Origin of the sequence: Thalassotalea ponticola (genome assembly GCF_041379045.1) — a bacterium.
In the GTDB taxonomy this organism is placed as follows: Bacteria; Pseudomonadota; Gammaproteobacteria; order Enterobacterales; family Alteromonadaceae; genus Thalassotalea_A; species Thalassotalea_A ponticola.
The window spans coordinates 2587710-2605044 of record NZ_CP166871.1 but is presented as its reverse complement, the minus strand read 5'-3'; the positions used below and the strand labels follow the sequence as shown (position 1 = coordinate 2605044).

Sequence of the window (17335 nt, the reverse complement as noted above, 5' to 3'; positions counted from 1 at the left end):
GTAAATAGAGGTTAACAAAGCGCAAGAAAACGATCTAAATAGCCGCTATTAAGCGACGAATGTTGGCGAAGGCGCTAGTGAATTGTTGTAACTTGCGGTAGAATTGCGGCCATAATGTAAGTGCTCTAGCACGTAAGTTTATTAATGAGATGAGAAATAAAATGCTGCAAATATACAATACGTTAACCCGTCAAAAGGAAGAGTTTAAACCAATTACTCCTGGCAAGGTCGGTATGTATGTTTGCGGTATTACTATTTACGACCTGTGTCACATTGGCCACGCTCGTACTTATGTCGCCTTTGACGTTATCACCCGCTACTTGCGTCACTTGGGTTACAGTGTTACTCACGTGCGCAACATCACCGATGTTGACGATAAAATTATTAAGCGCGCGAGTGAAAACAACGAAAGTTGTGAATCATTGGTCAATCGCATGACCGCAGAAATGTATGCTGATTTAGATGCATTAAACGTTGAGCGCCCAGATATTGCGCCAACGGTTACCACGCATATGCCCGAAATTATCGATTTGGTAAAGCGCCTAATCGACAAACAACACGCCTACGTTGCCGATAACGGCGATGTCATGTTTGATGTGTCTTCGTACAAAGATTACGGGCAATTGAGTATGCAAAACTTGGAGATGTTGCAAGCCGGGGCACGAGTTGATGTCGATGATGCAAAACGCAACCCGTTAGATTTTGTCTTGTGGAAAATGGCGAAACCGGGTGAGCCAAGTTGGTCATCGCCTTGGGGCGAGGGCCGTCCTGGGTGGCACATTGAGTGCTCGGCAATGAACTGTAAACACTTGGGCAGTCATTTTGATATTCACGGTGGTGGCAGTGACTTGCAGTTTCCACATCACGAAAACGAAATTGCTCAATCGTGCTGTGCATTTGATACGCCGTATGTTAATTACTGGATGCACGGTGGTATGGTGCAAGTAGACAAGGTAAAAATGTCTAAGTCATTGGGCAACTTTTTTACCTTGCGCGATGTGTTGCAACAATACGATGCGGAAACCGTGCGTTACTTCCTCGTGTCGAGCCAGTACCGCAGTCAGTTGAATTACTCACAAGAAAACTTAGCGCAAGCGCGCGCCTCGCTTGAGCGCATTTACACTGCGTTACGCGGTATTACACCGGTTGAAGTTGAGCTAACGGACAACGACTATGTGGCGCGCTTTGAAAAGGCGATGAACGACGATTTTAACACCCCAGAGGCGTTGCCAGTCATTTTTGAATTAGCTAAAGAAGTCAATCGCTTGAAAGCAGCTGATGGACAAAAGGCGGCTCAGCTCGCGTATGTGTTAATCGCGTTAGGAGCGATTATTGGTATCGCCCAAAACGATCCGGAAAGCTTCTTCACTGGCGATAGTGATGACGACGACGCGGCGTTAATCGAACAGTTAATCGAACAGCGCAATACCGCACGTGCTAACAAAGACTGGGCAAGTGCTGATGATGCGCGCGATAAATTGAAAGCGATGAATGTGATATTAGAAGACAGCGCCGGCAAAACCACCTGGCGCCGAGGTTAATAACCACACTTGGCTGTATTTGGTGAACCAAAACAACAAGGCCGCGTCATTTGACGCGGCCTTGTTGTTTTAGCCAGCATTACTGCTCGCTGAAGTTTGGAATAACCGGACTTCTGCTGTGCTCAAATACCAATGCCGTTTCCACATTTGTCACTTCATCGCGTGAGGTAATGGCAGAAAATACAAAGCGGCGCAAGTGTTCAGTGTCCTTAACCGACATATGAATATAGAAATCAAATGCACCGCCCATGTGATACATCGATACGATCTCAGGCAGTGGGAGCAGCTCATCTCGTAGGTCATTGACGATTTGCTCTGAGTAGGGCTGCAGTTGAATCGCGGCGATGGCTTCAATGTTTCCACCAACCGTATTGTAATTTACGTCAATATACGAGCCCTTAATAACTCCTGAAGCTTTCATCCGCTTTACCCGCTCTAAACAGGTTGACGGGGCAATACCTATGTGCGCTGCCAAGTCTTTATTGGTGATATCTGCGTCTTTGTAAAGTAGCGTCAAAATTTGTAGGTCAATATCGTCAAGTTTTTTCATGCGGTAGTTTTTCGGGCTCGAACAATTGCCAATACTATATCTAAAAAACGGTTAAATTTTAAAATTAATCATCAATTATTTAGTTATTACCGAATTATTGATTAATTTTGACGGTAAATTTGGTTAAAATGGCGGCTTTATTTTTGATACGTTTGTTGTCGTAAGAATGAGTGTAAATCACTGTTACCGCGATTTGATCGAATTATTCGCTAACACGTTTTACCAGCAGTACAACACCTGCTTAGTAAAAGGTGATGACGAGCCGATTTATTTACCGGCAGGGCACGGCGCGCCTTATCATCAAATCGTTTTTGCGCATGGTTTTTACGCTAGCGCCTTTCACGAGATAGCGCACTGGTGTGTAGCTGGAGAACAGCGCCGTTTACTCGAAGATTACGGTTATTGGTACGCCCCAGATGGACGCGATGCCGAGCAACAAGCGATGTTTGAAAACGTCGAACTTACGCCACAGGCAATTGAGTGGGCATTTTGTGTCGCCAGTGGCTTTAAATTTAATGTGTCGGTTGATAATTTGACTGGCGTTGACGTCGACCGTTATCGATTTCAAAGTCGCGTGCAGGCGCGTGTTATGCAATTTTTAGAGGATGGATTTCCTCCTCGCGCGCAGCAATTTATTGATGCCCTAATGGCGTTTTATCAGACGGGCTCGCAATTGCAGCCACAGCAATTTGTATTTATTAACCCGTTAACACCTAGTACTAAGACGAGCATGTTGGATGAGCACACAATTTAAACTGGGCTTTTTGATCAATCCTGTCGCAGGCATTGGAGGCAGTGTTGGCTTAAAAGGCAGTGATGGTAAAGATACACCACAAAAAGCAATCGCCCTAGGTGCTGAGCCTAAAGCCAATTTACGAGCCAAGTTAGCGCTGGAAGTATTATTGCCTTACAAAGAGCAATTGATCATTTACACCGCAGCTGGCGATATGGGGCAGTTATGTGCCGAGCAACTGGGTTTTAATACGCAAGTTGTCTATCACCCAACTCACCCCGAGACAACCGCTGAAGATACCGAACGCGTTGTCCAAGTATTACAGCAAGTAGGGGTTGATTTACTGTTGTTTGCCGGCGGAGACGGTACGGCTCGCAATGTTTGCCATCAAGTGGATGGCTATTTTCCGGTACTGGGCATTCCTGCGGGGTGTAAAATTCACTCCGGTGTTTATGCGCTAACGCCGACGGCGGCGGGGCGAGTCGTCGAACAGATGCTTAATAACCAATTGGTGTCGTTTACTGACGCTGATGTCATGGATATCGACGAACAAGCGTTTCGCTCGGGCGTGGTTAAAGCGCGTCGTTACGGCGAAATGCAAATCCCAAGTCAACTGCAATATATTCAAGCGGTAAAGTCGGGCGGTAAAGAGTCCGATGAGCTCGTTCTGATGGATATTGCGGCCGATGTGATTGAACAAATGGAAGACCAACTGTTTATTATCGGATCAGGTTCTACGGTTGGCGCAGTTATGGCGGAGCTAGCCTTGGACAACACATTGCTGGGCGTTGATTTAGTTCAGCATCAGGAGCTGATCGCCAGCGACGTCATTGAGTCTCAAATCATGCAAGCCATTGAGCGCGCAACGGATGGGGTTAAGTTAGTGATTACGGTGATAGGAGGCCAAGGACATATCTTTGGCCGCGGTAATCAACAATTGAGCCCACGGGTGATACGAGCAATCGGCAAGGAAAATATCATTATTATTGCCACTAAGCGAAAACTTCAATCGCTACAACAACGCCCACTGATTGTTGATACTGGCGATAGAGATCTGGATAGTGAATTATCGGGCTATTTACCGGTTATTACTGGGTTTCACGACCAAGTCCTATACCCAGTGGCAAGTCCAGGATTAGATTAGTCAACGAAAAATGTAGACACAAGTCAACGTCAGACTTAACGAGTTGTAACCAGAAGTGATTTACCATGATAGCGATAACCGATATAAAAACCTTAGCCCAATTAGACCAGTACTTTGACCATATTGTTGACTTGGACAATGACGATGCGTTGTTTGCCAGCAGTTATCTGCGTGGCTTTATCGAAGTCGAAGCAGTTGAATTTGGCGACGAGCAACAACCGCTGACACAGCGTTTAGCCGATAAGGTAAGTGCCCAGCTCGAACGCGCTAAAGACGAGTTAAGTAGCGCTGATCAGCGCATTGTCGAGCAATTTTGGCAAACCTTACAACCCGCTTTTAATTAGCTCGTTGCACTCATCTGCCAACACGCTGTGTACAATTACACTTCGCGACGGATGAGATCTCTGACAATAAAGCGGTTAGCACTTAAGTTAAACAACATTTCACTGTCGACAGGATACGGTTGGTTGGTTATTTCGCTGGCAATGATCTCGGCTAACAACGGCGCTGAACACAAGCCGCGGGCACCTAAGCCGGTTAACACATAGAGCCCCGCGTAAAGCGGAGCAGGGGTGTCGAAAAACCAGTTTTTATCGTAGCGCAAATGTGCATAATGCTGGCGATGTGCGTCGATGTCAGGCAATCGACCAGCAATGGGCAAGTGATCTGGGGTACAACAGCGCAATCTCGCTTTGCTGGCTTGAATATCACCTTCGTGCCAACCGTGAAGGTCATTGCCCAAACACGTATTTAAGGTTTGTAAGTTAAACAGGTCATCGTGTCGCTGACTAAGCGTATCCGTATTGTGTTTGTCAAATGTGGCACCGATGCAATGAGCGCCATCAACTGCAGGGGTTAAATAGCCTTTGTGGCAGAGCACGGTTTTTAGTGGCGCTATGTTAGCGTTACTTGCCATTTGCGTTACTTGGCCGCGCACGGCCGTAAGCGGTAGGTCAGCTAATATGTCAATATTACGCGATTCAGCTCCGGTACATAAGATCAGGTTTTGCACGGTTTTGCTTTCTTTGTTGGTACGAATGCGCCAACGTTGGTTGTCAGTGGGCATCACCTGTTGTAATTCGCGATTGAGCTTAATTGTTAACAATCCCGTATCCGATGCGGCGTCAAGAATGGCGTTTACTAACTCTGGCGGGCATATCCAACCAGCGCGTTCCATAAATAAACCGCCATGTGCCAGGGGGACACCACTTAAGTCACTTGCCTGTTGGGCATTGACAGCGCGAATCAAATCGTCAGGCCAGGCTTGCTGCTGTGCAAATTTTTGCTGACGCTGCTCAAGCGGTGCTTTGTATGCGACTTCAAGTAAACCGTCAAAGCCGTGATTAAAGTCGTAGCCTTGATCTAATAATTGCCGATAAAATGCCATGGCGTAATCAAACGCGTGCTGATAGAAGTCGCTGATATTGTCCCGCTGCACATGCAGTAGTGGATAAACCGCGCCAATGGCATTACTGGAAGCACCTTGGGCAACATCCGCGTCTTTGCAATACAGGGTAACTTTAATACCTTTTTCTACCAGCGCTAAGGCCATACAGGCACTGGCAACCCCTCCACCAAAAATAGTCGCGTGTTGTGAAGCTTCGGTCGTCGAGCGAACTTTAAAGCCGTTTACCGGTTTGGCCTTAGCCTTACCGACGTAGCGCGCGGTGAGCGATTCTGCTTTAACCGTATCTGCATTGACGTTTGCCGTCAGTTGATGACGGTGCTGACGTTTAGTCACTTTAAAACCCGCCTCTTCCAAGCCTCGTCTGACAAAACCGGCCACCGTAAAAGTCCCCAGTGAAGCGTTGTCTTTGGCAAGCCGGGCAAACTGGATAAACAGCTCTGTAGACCACATATCGGCGTTTTTTCGCGGAGCGAAACCGTCTAAGTAAAAGGCATCAACACTGTTTGGCGCCTCATCGGCTAAACGCTGATAGGCGGTTAAGGCATCCTCAAAATAAATGGTCAGCTTGATATTATCGGGAAATTCAACCTCTAACCGTGGTGAATCGAGTTGGTAGGCATCGAGAAGTATCGAAGTCAATGCGGCAAATTGTGGCCACAATGTCAGCGCCTGATGTAAATCTGCTTTGCTCAGCGGGTATTTTTCCACACTGATAAAGTGCAGTCGCAAATCGCTATTGTTTCGCTGTTTAAATTCGATAAACTTAGTGGCCGTTATGAGGAAGTTCAACCCTGTGCCAAAGCCGGTTTCTGCAATGGCGAATTTTGCTTGTTGGCAGTCGTGCCATGCATCGGGCAAAAAATTGTTTTCAAGAAATACTTGTTCGCTTTGTAAGCAACCGTTTTTGTTGTCAAAATAAATATCGTCAAACGCATCGGAAAAAGGCGCGCCACTGCTATCAAATTGAACACTAGCGGTGGTTATATTGAATGTTTTATCAGGCACGGGACAACCTTATTTTAACTGAATATAAACAATTATTTTCTATTTTAGCGGGTGGTAAATTGATATCGCCCATAGGGTTTGGTATAACAGCGTACAAGTGTACACTGGATAGACCAGATATAGCCCTAAACGGTGTATTATACCCTCAGTTCAACTAACATGGTTATTTTTTAATGAAACGTGTCGTAATTACAGGTATTGGTATTGTTTCAAGTATTGGTAACAATGCTGAAGAAGTACTGGCTTCGCTTAAAGAAGGTCGTTCAGGTATCTCTCGCTCAGAGAGTTTTGCCGAATATGGTTTGCGCTCTCAAGTTTGGGGCAAGCCAAGCATCGAGCCAAAAGAGCACATTGATCGCAAAGTTTTTCGCTTTATGGGCGATGCTGCAGGTTATTCATACATCGCAATGGAAGAAGCGATCAAAGATGCTAAATTAACTGATGAGCAAGTATCAAATTACCGCACTGGTCTTATTGCCGGTTCAGGTGGCGCTTCATCGGCTAACGTTGTCGCTTCAGCCGACACATTGCGTGAAAAAGGCGTAAAACGCGTCGGTCCTTATGCGGTTCCTAAAACTATGTCTTCGACATGTTCGGCGTGTTTGGCCACACCGTTTAAAATCTTAGGCAACAACTACTCGATCAGTTCTGCTTGTGCTACGTCTGCTCACTGTATTGGCCACGCAGCAGAACTTATTCAACTGGGCAAACAAGATATCGTATTCGCCGGTGGCGGTGAAGAAGTCGATTGGTCGTTAGCGATGATGTTTGACGGTATGGGCGCGCTATCAACCAAATACAATGACCAACCGGAAAAAGCGTCGCGCACATATGATGCAAACCGCGATGGTTTTGTTATTTCTGGCGGTGGCGGTATGGTTGTCGTTGAAGAATTAGAGCACGCGCTTGCTCGTGGTGCCCATATTTATGCTGAGATCGTCGGTTACGGCGCAACTTCTGACGGTTACGATATGGTAGCTCCAAGCGGTGAAGGTGCGGTGCGTTGTATGCAACAAGCGATGCAAGGTGTAGAGGGTAACATTGATTATCTTAATACCCACGGTACATCAACACCTGTTGGTGACGTAAAAGAGCTAGGTGCCATTCAAGAAGTCTTTGGTAATAACTCGCCAGCGATTTCTGCCACTAAAGCGATGACAGGTCACGCGTTAGGTGCTGCAGGTGTGCACGAAGCGATTTATACGCTATTAATGATGGAGCACAACTTCATCGCACCATCGATCAATATTGACGAGCTTGACGAGCAAGCTGAAGGTCTGAACATTGTGACTAAAGCGCAAGATGCTGAAATTAACTTAGCCATGTCTAACAGCTTTGGTTTTGGTGGTACGAACTCAACGTTATTACTGAAAAAGTACAAGTAAGTTAATACCAGTTATTAGATCAAAAATCCCCGCATCTGTCGGGGATTTTTTTTGTTGTTGTTATCCGCTTGAGGTTGCGTATTGACCAGGCACACGGCTACGCTCTACAACCTTACAACCTTACAGCTTACAGCTTACAGCTTACAGCTCACAGCCTTACAGCTTACAGCCTTACAGCTTACAGCTTACAGCTTACAGCTTACAGCTTACAGCTTACAGCTCACAGCTCACAGCCTTACAGCTTACAGCCTTACAGCTTACAGCCTTACAGCTTACAGCCTTACAGCTTACAACCTTACAGTTTACAGCCAGTGTGTTGGTCTAATCTCGGTGGCAGTAATCAGGGCGCAAAACTGTAATAGGTTAAGTGTTTGGCCAAGGTAGTTGCCATGGCGTGTCGATGTCTTCAATCACAGGCTTTGCCCTAAGGAAGAGCTCGCCACTAACCGGCGGACAGAGCAGGGCAACTTCTTCGCCGTGATAGTTAAATCTCAACGCCCAAGCGTGCAGATAACCGCGATCACTTTGATCATTGCTATTGTAGAGTGGATCGCCAGCGATATGGCTACCAATACTCGCCAAGGCAACTCTGAGTTGATGTGTTTTACCGGTTAGTGGCTTAAGTACAAATAATCGCAAGCCGTCGCCTATGGCGTAACTAAAAAAGCGAGTTTTAGCAGGATTGATATTGCTGCGCATTAATTTGTAACTACCACGACGGCTTTTTTGCATGTCTCCGCTGATCATGCCTTGTTTCTTTTTCGGCTTTTGCTTGCTGATCGCCAAGTAATACTTGTCGATAGTGCGTTGTTTGAAAAGTTCGCCAAACTCTCGTGCCGCTGACGGGTTTTTGGCAAAAATCACCAAGCCTGATGTCATTTTATCTAGCCGGTGCACAGGATAAAGCTCGGACAGTGACAGCTGTTTTTTTATCGAGTTAAAAAAGCCTTGGCCAAGTTCCCCTTCATCGTGAAAGTTTATGTTTGCCGGTTTGTTTACGACGATAAAGTCTGGGTGGTCAAAGATGGTGTTGATTGTCATTTATCGCGACTTCCTTACAGCATAAAACCAACGGTTAAAAAGCCTATAATACTGAGTGCGGCCACAACCAATGTATAAGGCAATTGTGTTTTAACATGCTCAAAGTGATCGCAACCTGATGCGATTGAGGCGACAACGGTAGAGTCTGAAATCGGTGAGGCGTGATCGCCAAAAACGCCGCCACTTAGCACCGCAGCGACTAAAAAGGCCACTGGTAGCTGCGCATCTAGTGCAATCGGCACGGCAATGGGGATGAGTAGTGCAAAGGTTCCCCAAGACGTACCTGTAGCAAACGCCATCAGTCCCGCCACTAAAAAAATCAGTGGCGCTATCAGTATCACCGGGAAGTCGCTGGTAATTAAGCTACTGACATAGCTGCCGGTGCCAAGTGCCTTGATTGCATCGCCAAAAGCAAACGACAGCACTAAGATGGTGACCGCCGGGAGCATACTTTTAAGCCCTTGAAAGCTGGAGACAATAATCTGCTTAAATGATAGTAAACGGTAGTAGGCGATGAGCGCGATAAGTACGGCTAAGGCAGTACAAATCGAGGTAAATACCGCGAAGGCACCGGAGCCTCGGCGAATATCGCCATTGCCAGTGACATACATCAGAGCAATGGTTAATCCAAGTAGTATGAACATGGGCACCCACATTACCCGTGCCTTGGCTGGTTTGATCTGCTCCTCAGAGGTTGCTTGTTGCAGTACTCTGGCTTCGGCTTTGGCCATTGGACCAAAAAGTTTGCCAGTATATGCGGTGTAGTAGGCAAAGAGCACGGCGAGAATGGCGTAGAAATTATAACTGAGGGTGCCCACAAGGACGCCCACCGGGTCTTGCAAGTTATAGCCGTCGAGTAATCCGAGTAAATAGGCACCCCAACCGTTAATTAAAAACAGCACGCTGATCGGAGAGCAAGTCGAATCCAGTAAAAAAGCGAGCTTAGCACGACTTAATTTGTGTTGGTCAAATAACTTTTGCGAGGGCATGCCGGCACAAAACATACTGAGGTTGGTATCGGTAAAAATACTGGTGCCGACAATAGTTGGTAATAAACTGGCTTGTCGGCGGGTTTTAACTAACGACAATGACGCTAAGTTATTAATAAAGCCTTGCACTGCACCAGAGCGATTCATTAATTCAATTAAGGCGCCAATAAGCAAACTGAATCCAATGATTTGCGCGTTGTAGGTAGAAGTAAAAATATTGGCAATGGCAGAAAACGTATCGGTTACGGCATTGACCGGCTGACCCGACGAGAGGAGTAAATAACTTAAAAAAATACCGCACACTAAGGCCAGCGTGGCATTTTTTCGCCAAATAGCGATAATAATGGCAGCGATAGGCGGGATTAAAGTCAATAAGGTCGCTTGCATAGAACACAAAATAATAAACGAATAATCGTACTACTGTACAAGTCTCTAACGTTAAGTTCAAAACATTGTTAGCGTTTTAGTGTATCAATTTACAAATTGATTGTGCTGTTAATGGTATGAGATGATGGTTGTTAGCCAAGCGTTATATTTTTAGATAGCAGATGCATTAGCTGGTGCAATTTCATCTGTTTGTTAATAAAAATTCGCTTGCCACAATTGAATTTTTGAATGCCTAACCGCATATACGATTTTACTGACTATAATTGCAAAACAAAGACTTCGGGGTGTAGCTATACGATTACTTCCTTTAGTCGCTTTTGTCACCAAAGCTTCTAGGAGCAATTTTGGCTTTAACTATTGAAGATCTTACTTCGGCCTTATCCGAATCAACCCTTAATTCGTTAACATCTATTAAGCGTGGTGTAGAACGAGAAACGCTGCGTGTTCAGCACAATGGTAAATTATCAACGCAACCCCATAATGTAGCCTTGGGCTCAGCGTTAACACATGATTTTATCACCACAGATTACTCAGAGAGCTTGTTGGAATTTATTACCCCTGCCACCAGTTCAATTGACGCTACACTCGCGCAGCTAAAAGACATTCAAAAGTTTACCCTAGCCAATATTGACGGCGACTGGTTTTGGCCAATGAGCATGCCATGTGTTGTCGAGAGTGAAGATCAAATACAACTTGCTCAATACGGTTCCTCTAACATCGGCCGAATGAAAACGGTTTACCGCCAAGGCTTAAAAAACCGCTATGGCTCGATGATGCAAGTCATAGCCGGCATTCACTTTAACTTTTCATTACCACCAGCGTTTTTTCAACAATTACAAACGCTGGTTAACGACACCCAACCACTTCAAGATTTTATCTCTGAGCGCTATTTTGGTTTGATCCGCAATTACAAGCGCTTTGGCTGGTTAATCCCTTATTTATTTGGCAGTTCACCGGCGGTGTGTCCAAGCTTTTTAAACGGTAGAGAAACACCGTTTGATTTTAGCAAAACGGCTCAAGGGTGCCTATATATGGAATATGCTACGTCTTTGAGAATGAGCGACTTGGGCTATACCAGTTCTGCCCAATCGGCGCTATCCATTTGTAATAACTCGTTGCAAAGCTATGTTGACTCAGTGCAGCAAGCGATGAACTTGCCATCGGATGAATTTGCAAAGATAGGGGTTAAAGTGGACGGTGAATATCAGCAGTTAAATAGCAATGTATTGCAAATAGAAAATGAGCTGTATGCATCTATACGACCCAAACGCGTTGCCAAATCGGGACAAAAGCCATCACAAGCTTTACAGCAAGGTGGCGTCGAGTACATTGAGGTCAGAGCGATGGACGTCAACCCATTTGTCAGTACCGGTATCGACAAGCAACAAATGCTATTTCTCGATGTGTTTTTAACCTACTGTACACTAGAAGACAGTCCTGCTACTGACGTTAGTGAAATGCGCACCTTTATTGAAAATACAGATGCGGTTATTTTACAGGGACGCAAGCCCGGTTTACTGCTCAATGATCGCGGTATTGAGAAAACCATAATCCAATGGGGTGGTGAGGTTTTTGCTAAATTACAAATGGTGGCGTCACTGTTTGATTCGGCATTTGAAACGACAGACTACAGCCAAGCTGTGTCAGGTGAACTCGATAAAATACATGACGTCAACAAGACGCCTTCAGCACGTATATTAGCGGATTTAATTACCGGGAAGGAGAATATTGTCAGCTGGTCACTTGCCAAAGCAAAACGTTATGTCGACGAGATCACTGATCATCAGTATCAGCAATTTAGCGAAGCTGACTTTCAACACATGGCGCAACAATCTATTGCCAAACAGCGTCAGATAGAAGCGGCAGATACGCTGTCATTCGATCAATTCTTAGCTCAATACTTCGCAAAATAAATTTAACCGAAATAATTTGAACTTTTGACGTTCGCAACACTCCTACTTGTGTAAGACATTTTATTTCCTTATTTATGATCTTCATAAACGCACCTTTGGTGCGTTTTTTTTTATGTGTTGTCCACAGAACGCTTTTATTTATGTCGCCGATACCATGATGAATAATATAAATTAAATAAAATCAGTTGGTTATATATTGCAGGGGATAAACATGCCAAAAAACCAAAAAATTAGTGAAATTTATTGAACCTTTTACAGTGGTAAACGTCTACTATATTGAAAGCAATTTTTTCCCTGGACTGCTTTTGACTCTTATAAGCGCGTATTATTGGTAACGCGCTTTTTTTTGTCCTCAGAATCGAGGTAAGTGATTACTCACTGGTGTTTAAGACCCTCCATTTATATCCTTCCACCTACATAAGGTGTAGTTGCTTAGTCGGTTCAGTCACCGGCAGCAATGAGTGATTTGAAGCCTGATACATATATAGAAAAAAGCGCCGTCATCCCACTGTGTTTTTCGACTGCAAGGATGCAGGAGGTAGAGCAACGCATGGAGCAGTTGCCGAGGCTGGGATCTCCTTCTTGATGCAGTGAGTAAGAAAATCTATTTGCCAAAGTTCCTGATATCAATTTTCCCACTCTGGGGGGACTTTTTAATAAGTCTTTTTCTCCATGACCTTTGTCACCGTTTCAACCTTTTGCCTCGATAAATAGCACTGTCCATATCATCACACCGTTCAAAATAAACTAACTTGTATATTTACGCATCAAAAATGCACGCGCAATGTAAATAGCTTACAACAGACTCTAACTACAGGCGTGTCATGAGCAATGACACTGATATTTGCGAAGGGAAAAAAAAAGAGTACCCACAACGGGTACTCAAACAATCCAAGGAGAAATAAAAACTTCATAAGTTAGGAGTAGATAAGGATAAAAAAGTTCAAAATTAAATTAAAAAACGCAATTTAATCTGGCAAACTTAATAACATTCGAGTTAACAGCAAATTCATCATGAATATAACAAAAATAATTGCAACGACGTCGTTGATGCTCGCGCTAAGTGGCTGTGCGACCCCACCGCCAGATAACCCCGATAATATTTGCGATATATTTCGTCAGCATCACGCCTGGTATGAAGGCGCCAAAGATATGAATGAGCGTTGGGGCGTCCCTATTCAAGTACCAATGAGCATGATGTACCAAGAGAGCTCGTTTCGCAGTGATGCATTGCCACCGAGAGACTATTTATTGGGATTTATACCATGGGGACGGGTCAGTAGTGCGTACGGTTTTGCCCAAGCCAAGACCTTAACTTGGGATGATTATGTGCGTGAAACTGGCAACAGCGGTGCAGACCGAGATGACTTTGATGATGCGATCGACTTCATGGGCTGGTTCATCTACAAAACGCAGAAAGTAAACGGCGTATCTAAATGGGACCCGTATAACCAATACCTGAATTATCACGAGGGGTGGGGCGGTTATAAGCGTAAAACCTACCAAAATAAACCTTGGTTGTTGTCGGTTGCTCGAAAAGTAGAAAATCGCGCTAAAAACTACTCAGGACAATTGAAGAGTTGCCAAGAAGAACTCGATAGCAGCTGGTTATGGCGAGTACTTTTTTATTAACGGCACAGTCGTTGAGCACAGAGCAACCGTACTTTTAAGCATACGTTGGGCTTGACTGAATAAAATCAAAATCCCTACTGAGTGCGCGATATGAGCACTCAGTAGGGATTTTTTTATGGGGTTTTCAGTTGCGTGGTAACGACGTGTCAGCGATTACTCGTCGCGATAATGCTCTGGCATAATGCGCACCGTTTTTACCATGTTATCGGTCACATCGATGATTTCCATCGGGTAGCCAGCAATGCGCATACTGATATTCGACTCGGGGATATCTTCTAAATACTCCAATATCAAACCGTTGATGGTCTTAGGGCCGTCAATTGGCAGTAACCAAGACATCTCTTTATTAATGTCGCGCACGTTGGCACTGCCATCGACTAGGTAACTGCCATCCGGCTGTTTGCTTATTTCGTCACTTGGCGTTGGTTCCATGGTGGTGGTAAAGTCACCAACGATCTCTTCGAGGATATCCTCAAGCGTAACCAAGCCTTGAATATCGCCGTATTCATCAATAACTAAACCCAAGCGCTCTTTGGCGTGCTGAAATTTTAACAGTTGCACGTTCAGTTGGGTGCCTTCGGGAATAAAGTATATTTCGCGCACAGCGCGCAGCAGCGTCGCTTTAGTAAACTGACTCTTTGACAGCATTTTTACCGCATCGCGCATGTGCACATAGCCGACCACATCGTCAATGCTGTCTCGATATAAAATAACTCGGGTGTGGTTAGCTTGAGTTAATTTTTTCTGGATCTGCTTCCAGTCGTCATTAATATCGATACCCTGAATTTCATTGCGCGGGATCATGATATCTTCAACGGTTACCTTTTCTAAATCGAGAATGCTGACCAGCATATCCTGATCTTTTTCTGGTAATAAAGCGGTACTTTCATTAACCACAGTACGCAACTCTTCAGAGCTTAAACTGTGCTCTTGACGGTCTTTTTGGTTAACGCGAAATAAAATTAAAATACCGTTGGTGATCCAGTTAAGAGCGATTACCACGGGTAAAAATAGTTTGAGTAACAGCTTTAAGATAACCGAACTTGGAAACGCGACGCGCTCTGGATGCAAAGCAGCGAGTGTTTTTGGCGTTACTTCGGCGAACACCAATATCACAAAAGTCAGTATTAAACCGGCTGCGAACGGACCGGCTTCTCCCTCTATAACACGGGCACCAATGATACCTGCGATAATTGAGGCAAAAACGTTAACTAGGTTATTGCCAATTAAAATTAAACCAATTAAACGGTCAGGTCGGTCTAATAAGTCACTGACTCGCTTTGCTCCGCGATGACCGTTGTTTTCAAGGTGACGCAAGCGATATCGATTAAGCGACATCATGCCAGTTTCAGAGCCAGAAAAATAAGCAGAGATTAAAATAAGAACAGCGAGTATGCCCAGAAGCGTACTAGTCGATATGTCGTCCAAAAAGGGGGTCCTATGTTACGTAATTGACAAGGTGTATATATACAATATTTCTTAAGATAAAAGAACTTCTTTTACAAATCTACTGCCAAAGTAAGCCAAAGTTAACAGCGATGTTGCGATAACCGATAAAATCATCACTCGATGTCCTCGCCAACCGAGGAAGAAATGACCCAATAAAATCATCAAATACATCGCCAAGGCGATCACTGACAGTACCGTCTTATGCAAGTTTTCTTTGGCAAAAAAATTATCGATAAAGATCACCCCGATAAATTGTGACAGTGCCAAGCAAATGGTGCCACTGACCATTATTGCAAACAATTGCCCCTCTACTTGCATTAGCGGAGGCAGGTGGTTTACCGCGGTTAAGTTTTTCGACTTTAATTTGTAGTTGATGTAATTGACCTGAAATGAATACAGGGTTGCAATCACCAAAATACAATAAGACAGTAGAGCAAAGGTGATGTGCGTAACCAACACTAAGGTGCTGGTATTGATCACTAGGTGCTTGGATGCGGGCAAAAAGAACAGCACGGCGAGCAGCAAAGCGGCAAACGTATAAACAATTGGCAAGATCAAGTTAGCTTTGAAGCGAAAGGATATAACGGTAATCACGGTCGCAATCACTAAGGCCACCAAAGACACCACGTTTTGCAGACTCAAATCGAGCTGTTGTTGTACGTAAATATCATTTGATAACAGCACGAGGTGAAACAAAACCGCAAGACTGCCCAAACTCAAGTAAAGTTTAGGGTTTGGTCCTTGAGCATCGAAAAGCTTTAACGAAATCGACAATGCTGCACTACCGTATAGTAGAGCAGATAACAATGTCAGTGCGCTCACCAAGTCCACGTATTAACTCCTTTGTTGCTTGCGCTAGTATTCATTCAACGCTAATACTAACAAATATTTAACGTTAGTCGCTAGCGCTATTTTGCGCGGGTGTATTTAACCAAGGTCAACAGCTCGCGGGCGTGTTGATCTTGGTGGTATAGGTTTTGTTCGAATCAAAGTGAATGTTAATTACGCCTGTTTTACTTTTAATAACACGGTGCGTAAAGGTTTGATTGCTGCAGTAACTAATATCACGCTGCAAATGTAGGCAAGCCAATGCGGTACAAGGTGCTGCGAATGACCCATTTGCTCGATGATATTAACATCGTACGCGGCCAGCAGGTAATCGAGTAGTAGGCCAAAGGCTATAGCGGATGAAATCAAACCGAGTAAGTAACGAGCTAATACACCTGTTCCCATTTCAGTTTTAATCACCCCAAGCGTCGAAATGTTGGTAGCTGGACCTGCCATCATAAACACCAACGCCGTGCCTGGAGAAATTCCGGCTAAAATAAATCCTGCCGCAATGGGGGTTGATGCCGTTGCACAAATGTACATTGGTACCGAGATCGCTACCATTAACAGCATGGTCGGTAATCCACTGCCGTATTGACTCAGCATTTCAGTTGGCACAAAGGTACGAATAAATGCCGCAAACACTAAGCCGATAACTAACCACTTTATCAGGTCATCGATAAGTTGGGTGAACGCGTAACTAATGCCACTGCTAATTTTATCGACAAATGTTGGCGCAGGTGGCGGATTTTTACTACAACACGGCTTTTCTTCAACCTTTTTAGCGCTGTGGCAACAGCTTTTACTTGATGGGCTGCTGTTGTTGTCTACCGTTGATTTGTTTGTACTCACTATCATGCCGGTAATGATGGCAGAGCTAATCGCAGCAAAGGGACGGTAAACCGCCATGATCGGACCGAGTAACGCATACGATACGCTGACCGAATCAACTCCAGTTTCAGGGGTCGATACTAAAAACGAAGAGGTTGCCTCAGGCGATGCTCCTGAGCGTTTTAGTTGGGTGGCTACGGGGATAACACCACACGAGCACAGGGGGAGTGGTGCGCCGATAAAGGCGGCTTTGACCACAGCCAAACGGCCCTTGCCCAAGTGTCGGCTGAGTATGTTTGTCGGTACCAATGATTTCATTAATCCGGCAATGATTAAGCCCATCAGTAACCACGGGCTAGCTTCATTGGTTAAATCAATCAAATTGTTGAAAAACACCGTGAGTGTATCCATATATAAACCACAAGAATGACATGTTAAACCTATTGCTAATTGCCATTGTAACTCAGTTAATAGATCTGCCCAACATTTGTATTTGAAC

At 44.7% G+C, this 17335-nt stretch carries 14 protein-coding genes; 7 read left to right on the top strand and 7 right to left on the bottom strand.

The window, feature by feature from the left end; translation table 11 throughout:
* Nucleotides 1–161: 161 nt before the first annotated feature.
* Nucleotides 162–1541, top strand: a complete 1380-nt coding sequence (gene cysS, locus ACAY30_RS11330) for a cysteine--tRNA ligase (protein WP_290252747.1) — start codon at nucleotides 162–164, stop codon at nucleotides 1539–1541.
* Between the two features lie 79 nt (nucleotides 1542–1620).
* On the opposite strand, the gene ACAY30_RS11325 is transcribed toward cysS, so the two are convergent.
* Complete coding sequence (locus tag ACAY30_RS11325) at nucleotides 1621–2091, bottom strand: Lrp/AsnC family transcriptional regulator (RefSeq protein ID WP_290252748.1); 471 nt, start codon at nucleotides 2089–2091, stop codon at nucleotides 1621–1623.
* A 166-nt stretch (nucleotides 2092–2257) separates the two neighbouring features.
* Here ACAY30_RS11325 and ACAY30_RS11320 point away from each other — a divergent pair, with 166 nt between their 5' ends.
* The 3 genes from ACAY30_RS11320 (at nucleotide 2258) to ACAY30_RS11310 (ending at nucleotide 4312) form a co-directional block, all read left to right on the top strand.
* A complete protein-coding gene (locus tag ACAY30_RS11320; protein ID WP_290252749.1) occupies nucleotides 2258–2845 on the top strand; it encodes an elongation factor P hydroxylase in 588 nt (195 codons plus the stop codon).
* Complete coding sequence (locus tag ACAY30_RS11315; protein WP_290252750.1) at nucleotides 2829–3968, top strand: ATP-NAD kinase family protein; 1140 nt, start codon at nucleotides 2829–2831, stop codon at nucleotides 3966–3968. The genes ACAY30_RS11320 and ACAY30_RS11315 overlap by 17 nt, the downstream gene beginning before the upstream one ends.
* A 65-nt stretch (nucleotides 3969–4033) precedes the next feature.
* On the top strand, nucleotides 4034–4312 hold the full coding sequence (locus ACAY30_RS11310; RefSeq protein ID WP_290252751.1) for a YfcL family protein: 279 nt from the start codon (nucleotides 4034–4036) through the stop codon (nucleotides 4310–4312).
* 35 nt (nucleotides 4313–4347) lie between these two features.
* On the opposite strand, the gene mnmC is transcribed toward ACAY30_RS11310, so the two are convergent.
* Complete coding sequence (mnmC, locus tag ACAY30_RS11305) at nucleotides 4348–6381, bottom strand: bifunctional tRNA (5-methylaminomethyl-2-thiouridine)(34)-methyltransferase MnmD/FAD-dependent 5-carboxymethylaminomethyl-2-thiouridine(34) oxidoreductase MnmC (protein WP_290252752.1); 2034 nt, start codon at nucleotides 6379–6381, stop codon at nucleotides 4348–4350.
* Between the two features lie 173 nt (nucleotides 6382–6554).
* Between mnmC and fabB the strand changes: the two genes are divergently transcribed.
* Nucleotides 6555–7766, top strand: a complete 1212-nt coding sequence (gene fabB, locus ACAY30_RS11300; protein ID WP_290252753.1) for a beta-ketoacyl-ACP synthase I — start codon at nucleotides 6555–6557, stop codon at nucleotides 7764–7766.
* A gap of 363 nt (nucleotides 7767–8129) precedes the next feature.
* Here the strand turns inward: fabB and ACAY30_RS11295 are convergent, their stop codons facing one another.
* Nucleotides 8130–8807 carry a TIGR01621 family pseudouridine synthase gene (locus tag ACAY30_RS11295; protein WP_290252754.1) on the bottom strand — a complete coding sequence of 226 codons (678 nt, stop codon included), beginning with the start codon at nucleotides 8805–8807 and terminating at the stop codon, nucleotides 8130–8132.
* A gap of 14 nt (nucleotides 8808–8821) precedes the next feature.
* Nucleotides 8822–10168 (bottom strand): Na+/H+ antiporter NhaC family protein, encoded by a 1347-nt coding sequence (locus ACAY30_RS11290; protein WP_290252755.1) that lies wholly within the window; start codon nucleotides 10166–10168, stop codon nucleotides 8822–8824.
* Between the two features lie 359 nt (nucleotides 10169–10527).
* Between ACAY30_RS11290 and gshA the strand changes: the two genes are divergently transcribed.
* Both gshA and ACAY30_RS11280 read left to right on the top strand, forming a co-directional pair.
* Nucleotides 10528–12096 carry a glutamate--cysteine ligase gene (gene gshA, locus ACAY30_RS11285; RefSeq protein WP_290252756.1) on the top strand — a complete coding sequence of 523 codons (1569 nt, stop codon included), beginning with the start codon at nucleotides 10528–10530 and terminating at the stop codon, nucleotides 12094–12096.
* Nucleotides 12097–13110: 1014 nt separating this feature from the next.
* Entirely contained in the window at nucleotides 13111–13728 is a 618-nt protein-coding gene (locus ACAY30_RS11280) for a hypothetical protein (protein WP_290252757.1), read from the top strand.
* Nucleotides 13729–13881: 153 nt separating this feature from the next.
* On the opposite strand, the gene ACAY30_RS11275 is transcribed toward ACAY30_RS11280, so the two are convergent.
* The 3 genes from ACAY30_RS11275 to ACAY30_RS11265 all read right to left on the bottom strand — a co-directional run bounded on the left by ACAY30_RS11275 (nucleotide 13882) and on the right by ACAY30_RS11265 (nucleotide 17247).
* Nucleotides 13882–15156: an HlyC/CorC family transporter gene (locus ACAY30_RS11275; RefSeq protein ID WP_290252758.1), complete on the bottom strand. Its 1275-nt coding sequence runs from the start codon at nucleotides 15154–15156 to the stop codon at nucleotides 13882–13884.
* A 51-nt stretch (nucleotides 15157–15207) separates the two neighbouring features.
* The gene (locus ACAY30_RS11270; protein ID WP_290252759.1) at nucleotides 15208–16008 is read right to left on the bottom strand and encodes an inner membrane protein YpjD; all 801 of its coding nucleotides are present in this window, start codon (nucleotides 16006–16008) and stop codon (nucleotides 15208–15210) included.
* Nucleotides 16009–16179: 171 nt separating this feature from the next.
* Nucleotides 16180–17247, bottom strand: a complete 1068-nt coding sequence (locus ACAY30_RS11265) for an SO_0444 family Cu/Zn efflux transporter (RefSeq protein WP_290252760.1) — start codon at nucleotides 17245–17247, stop codon at nucleotides 16180–16182.
* Between the last annotated feature and the right edge of the window lie 88 nt (nucleotides 17248–17335).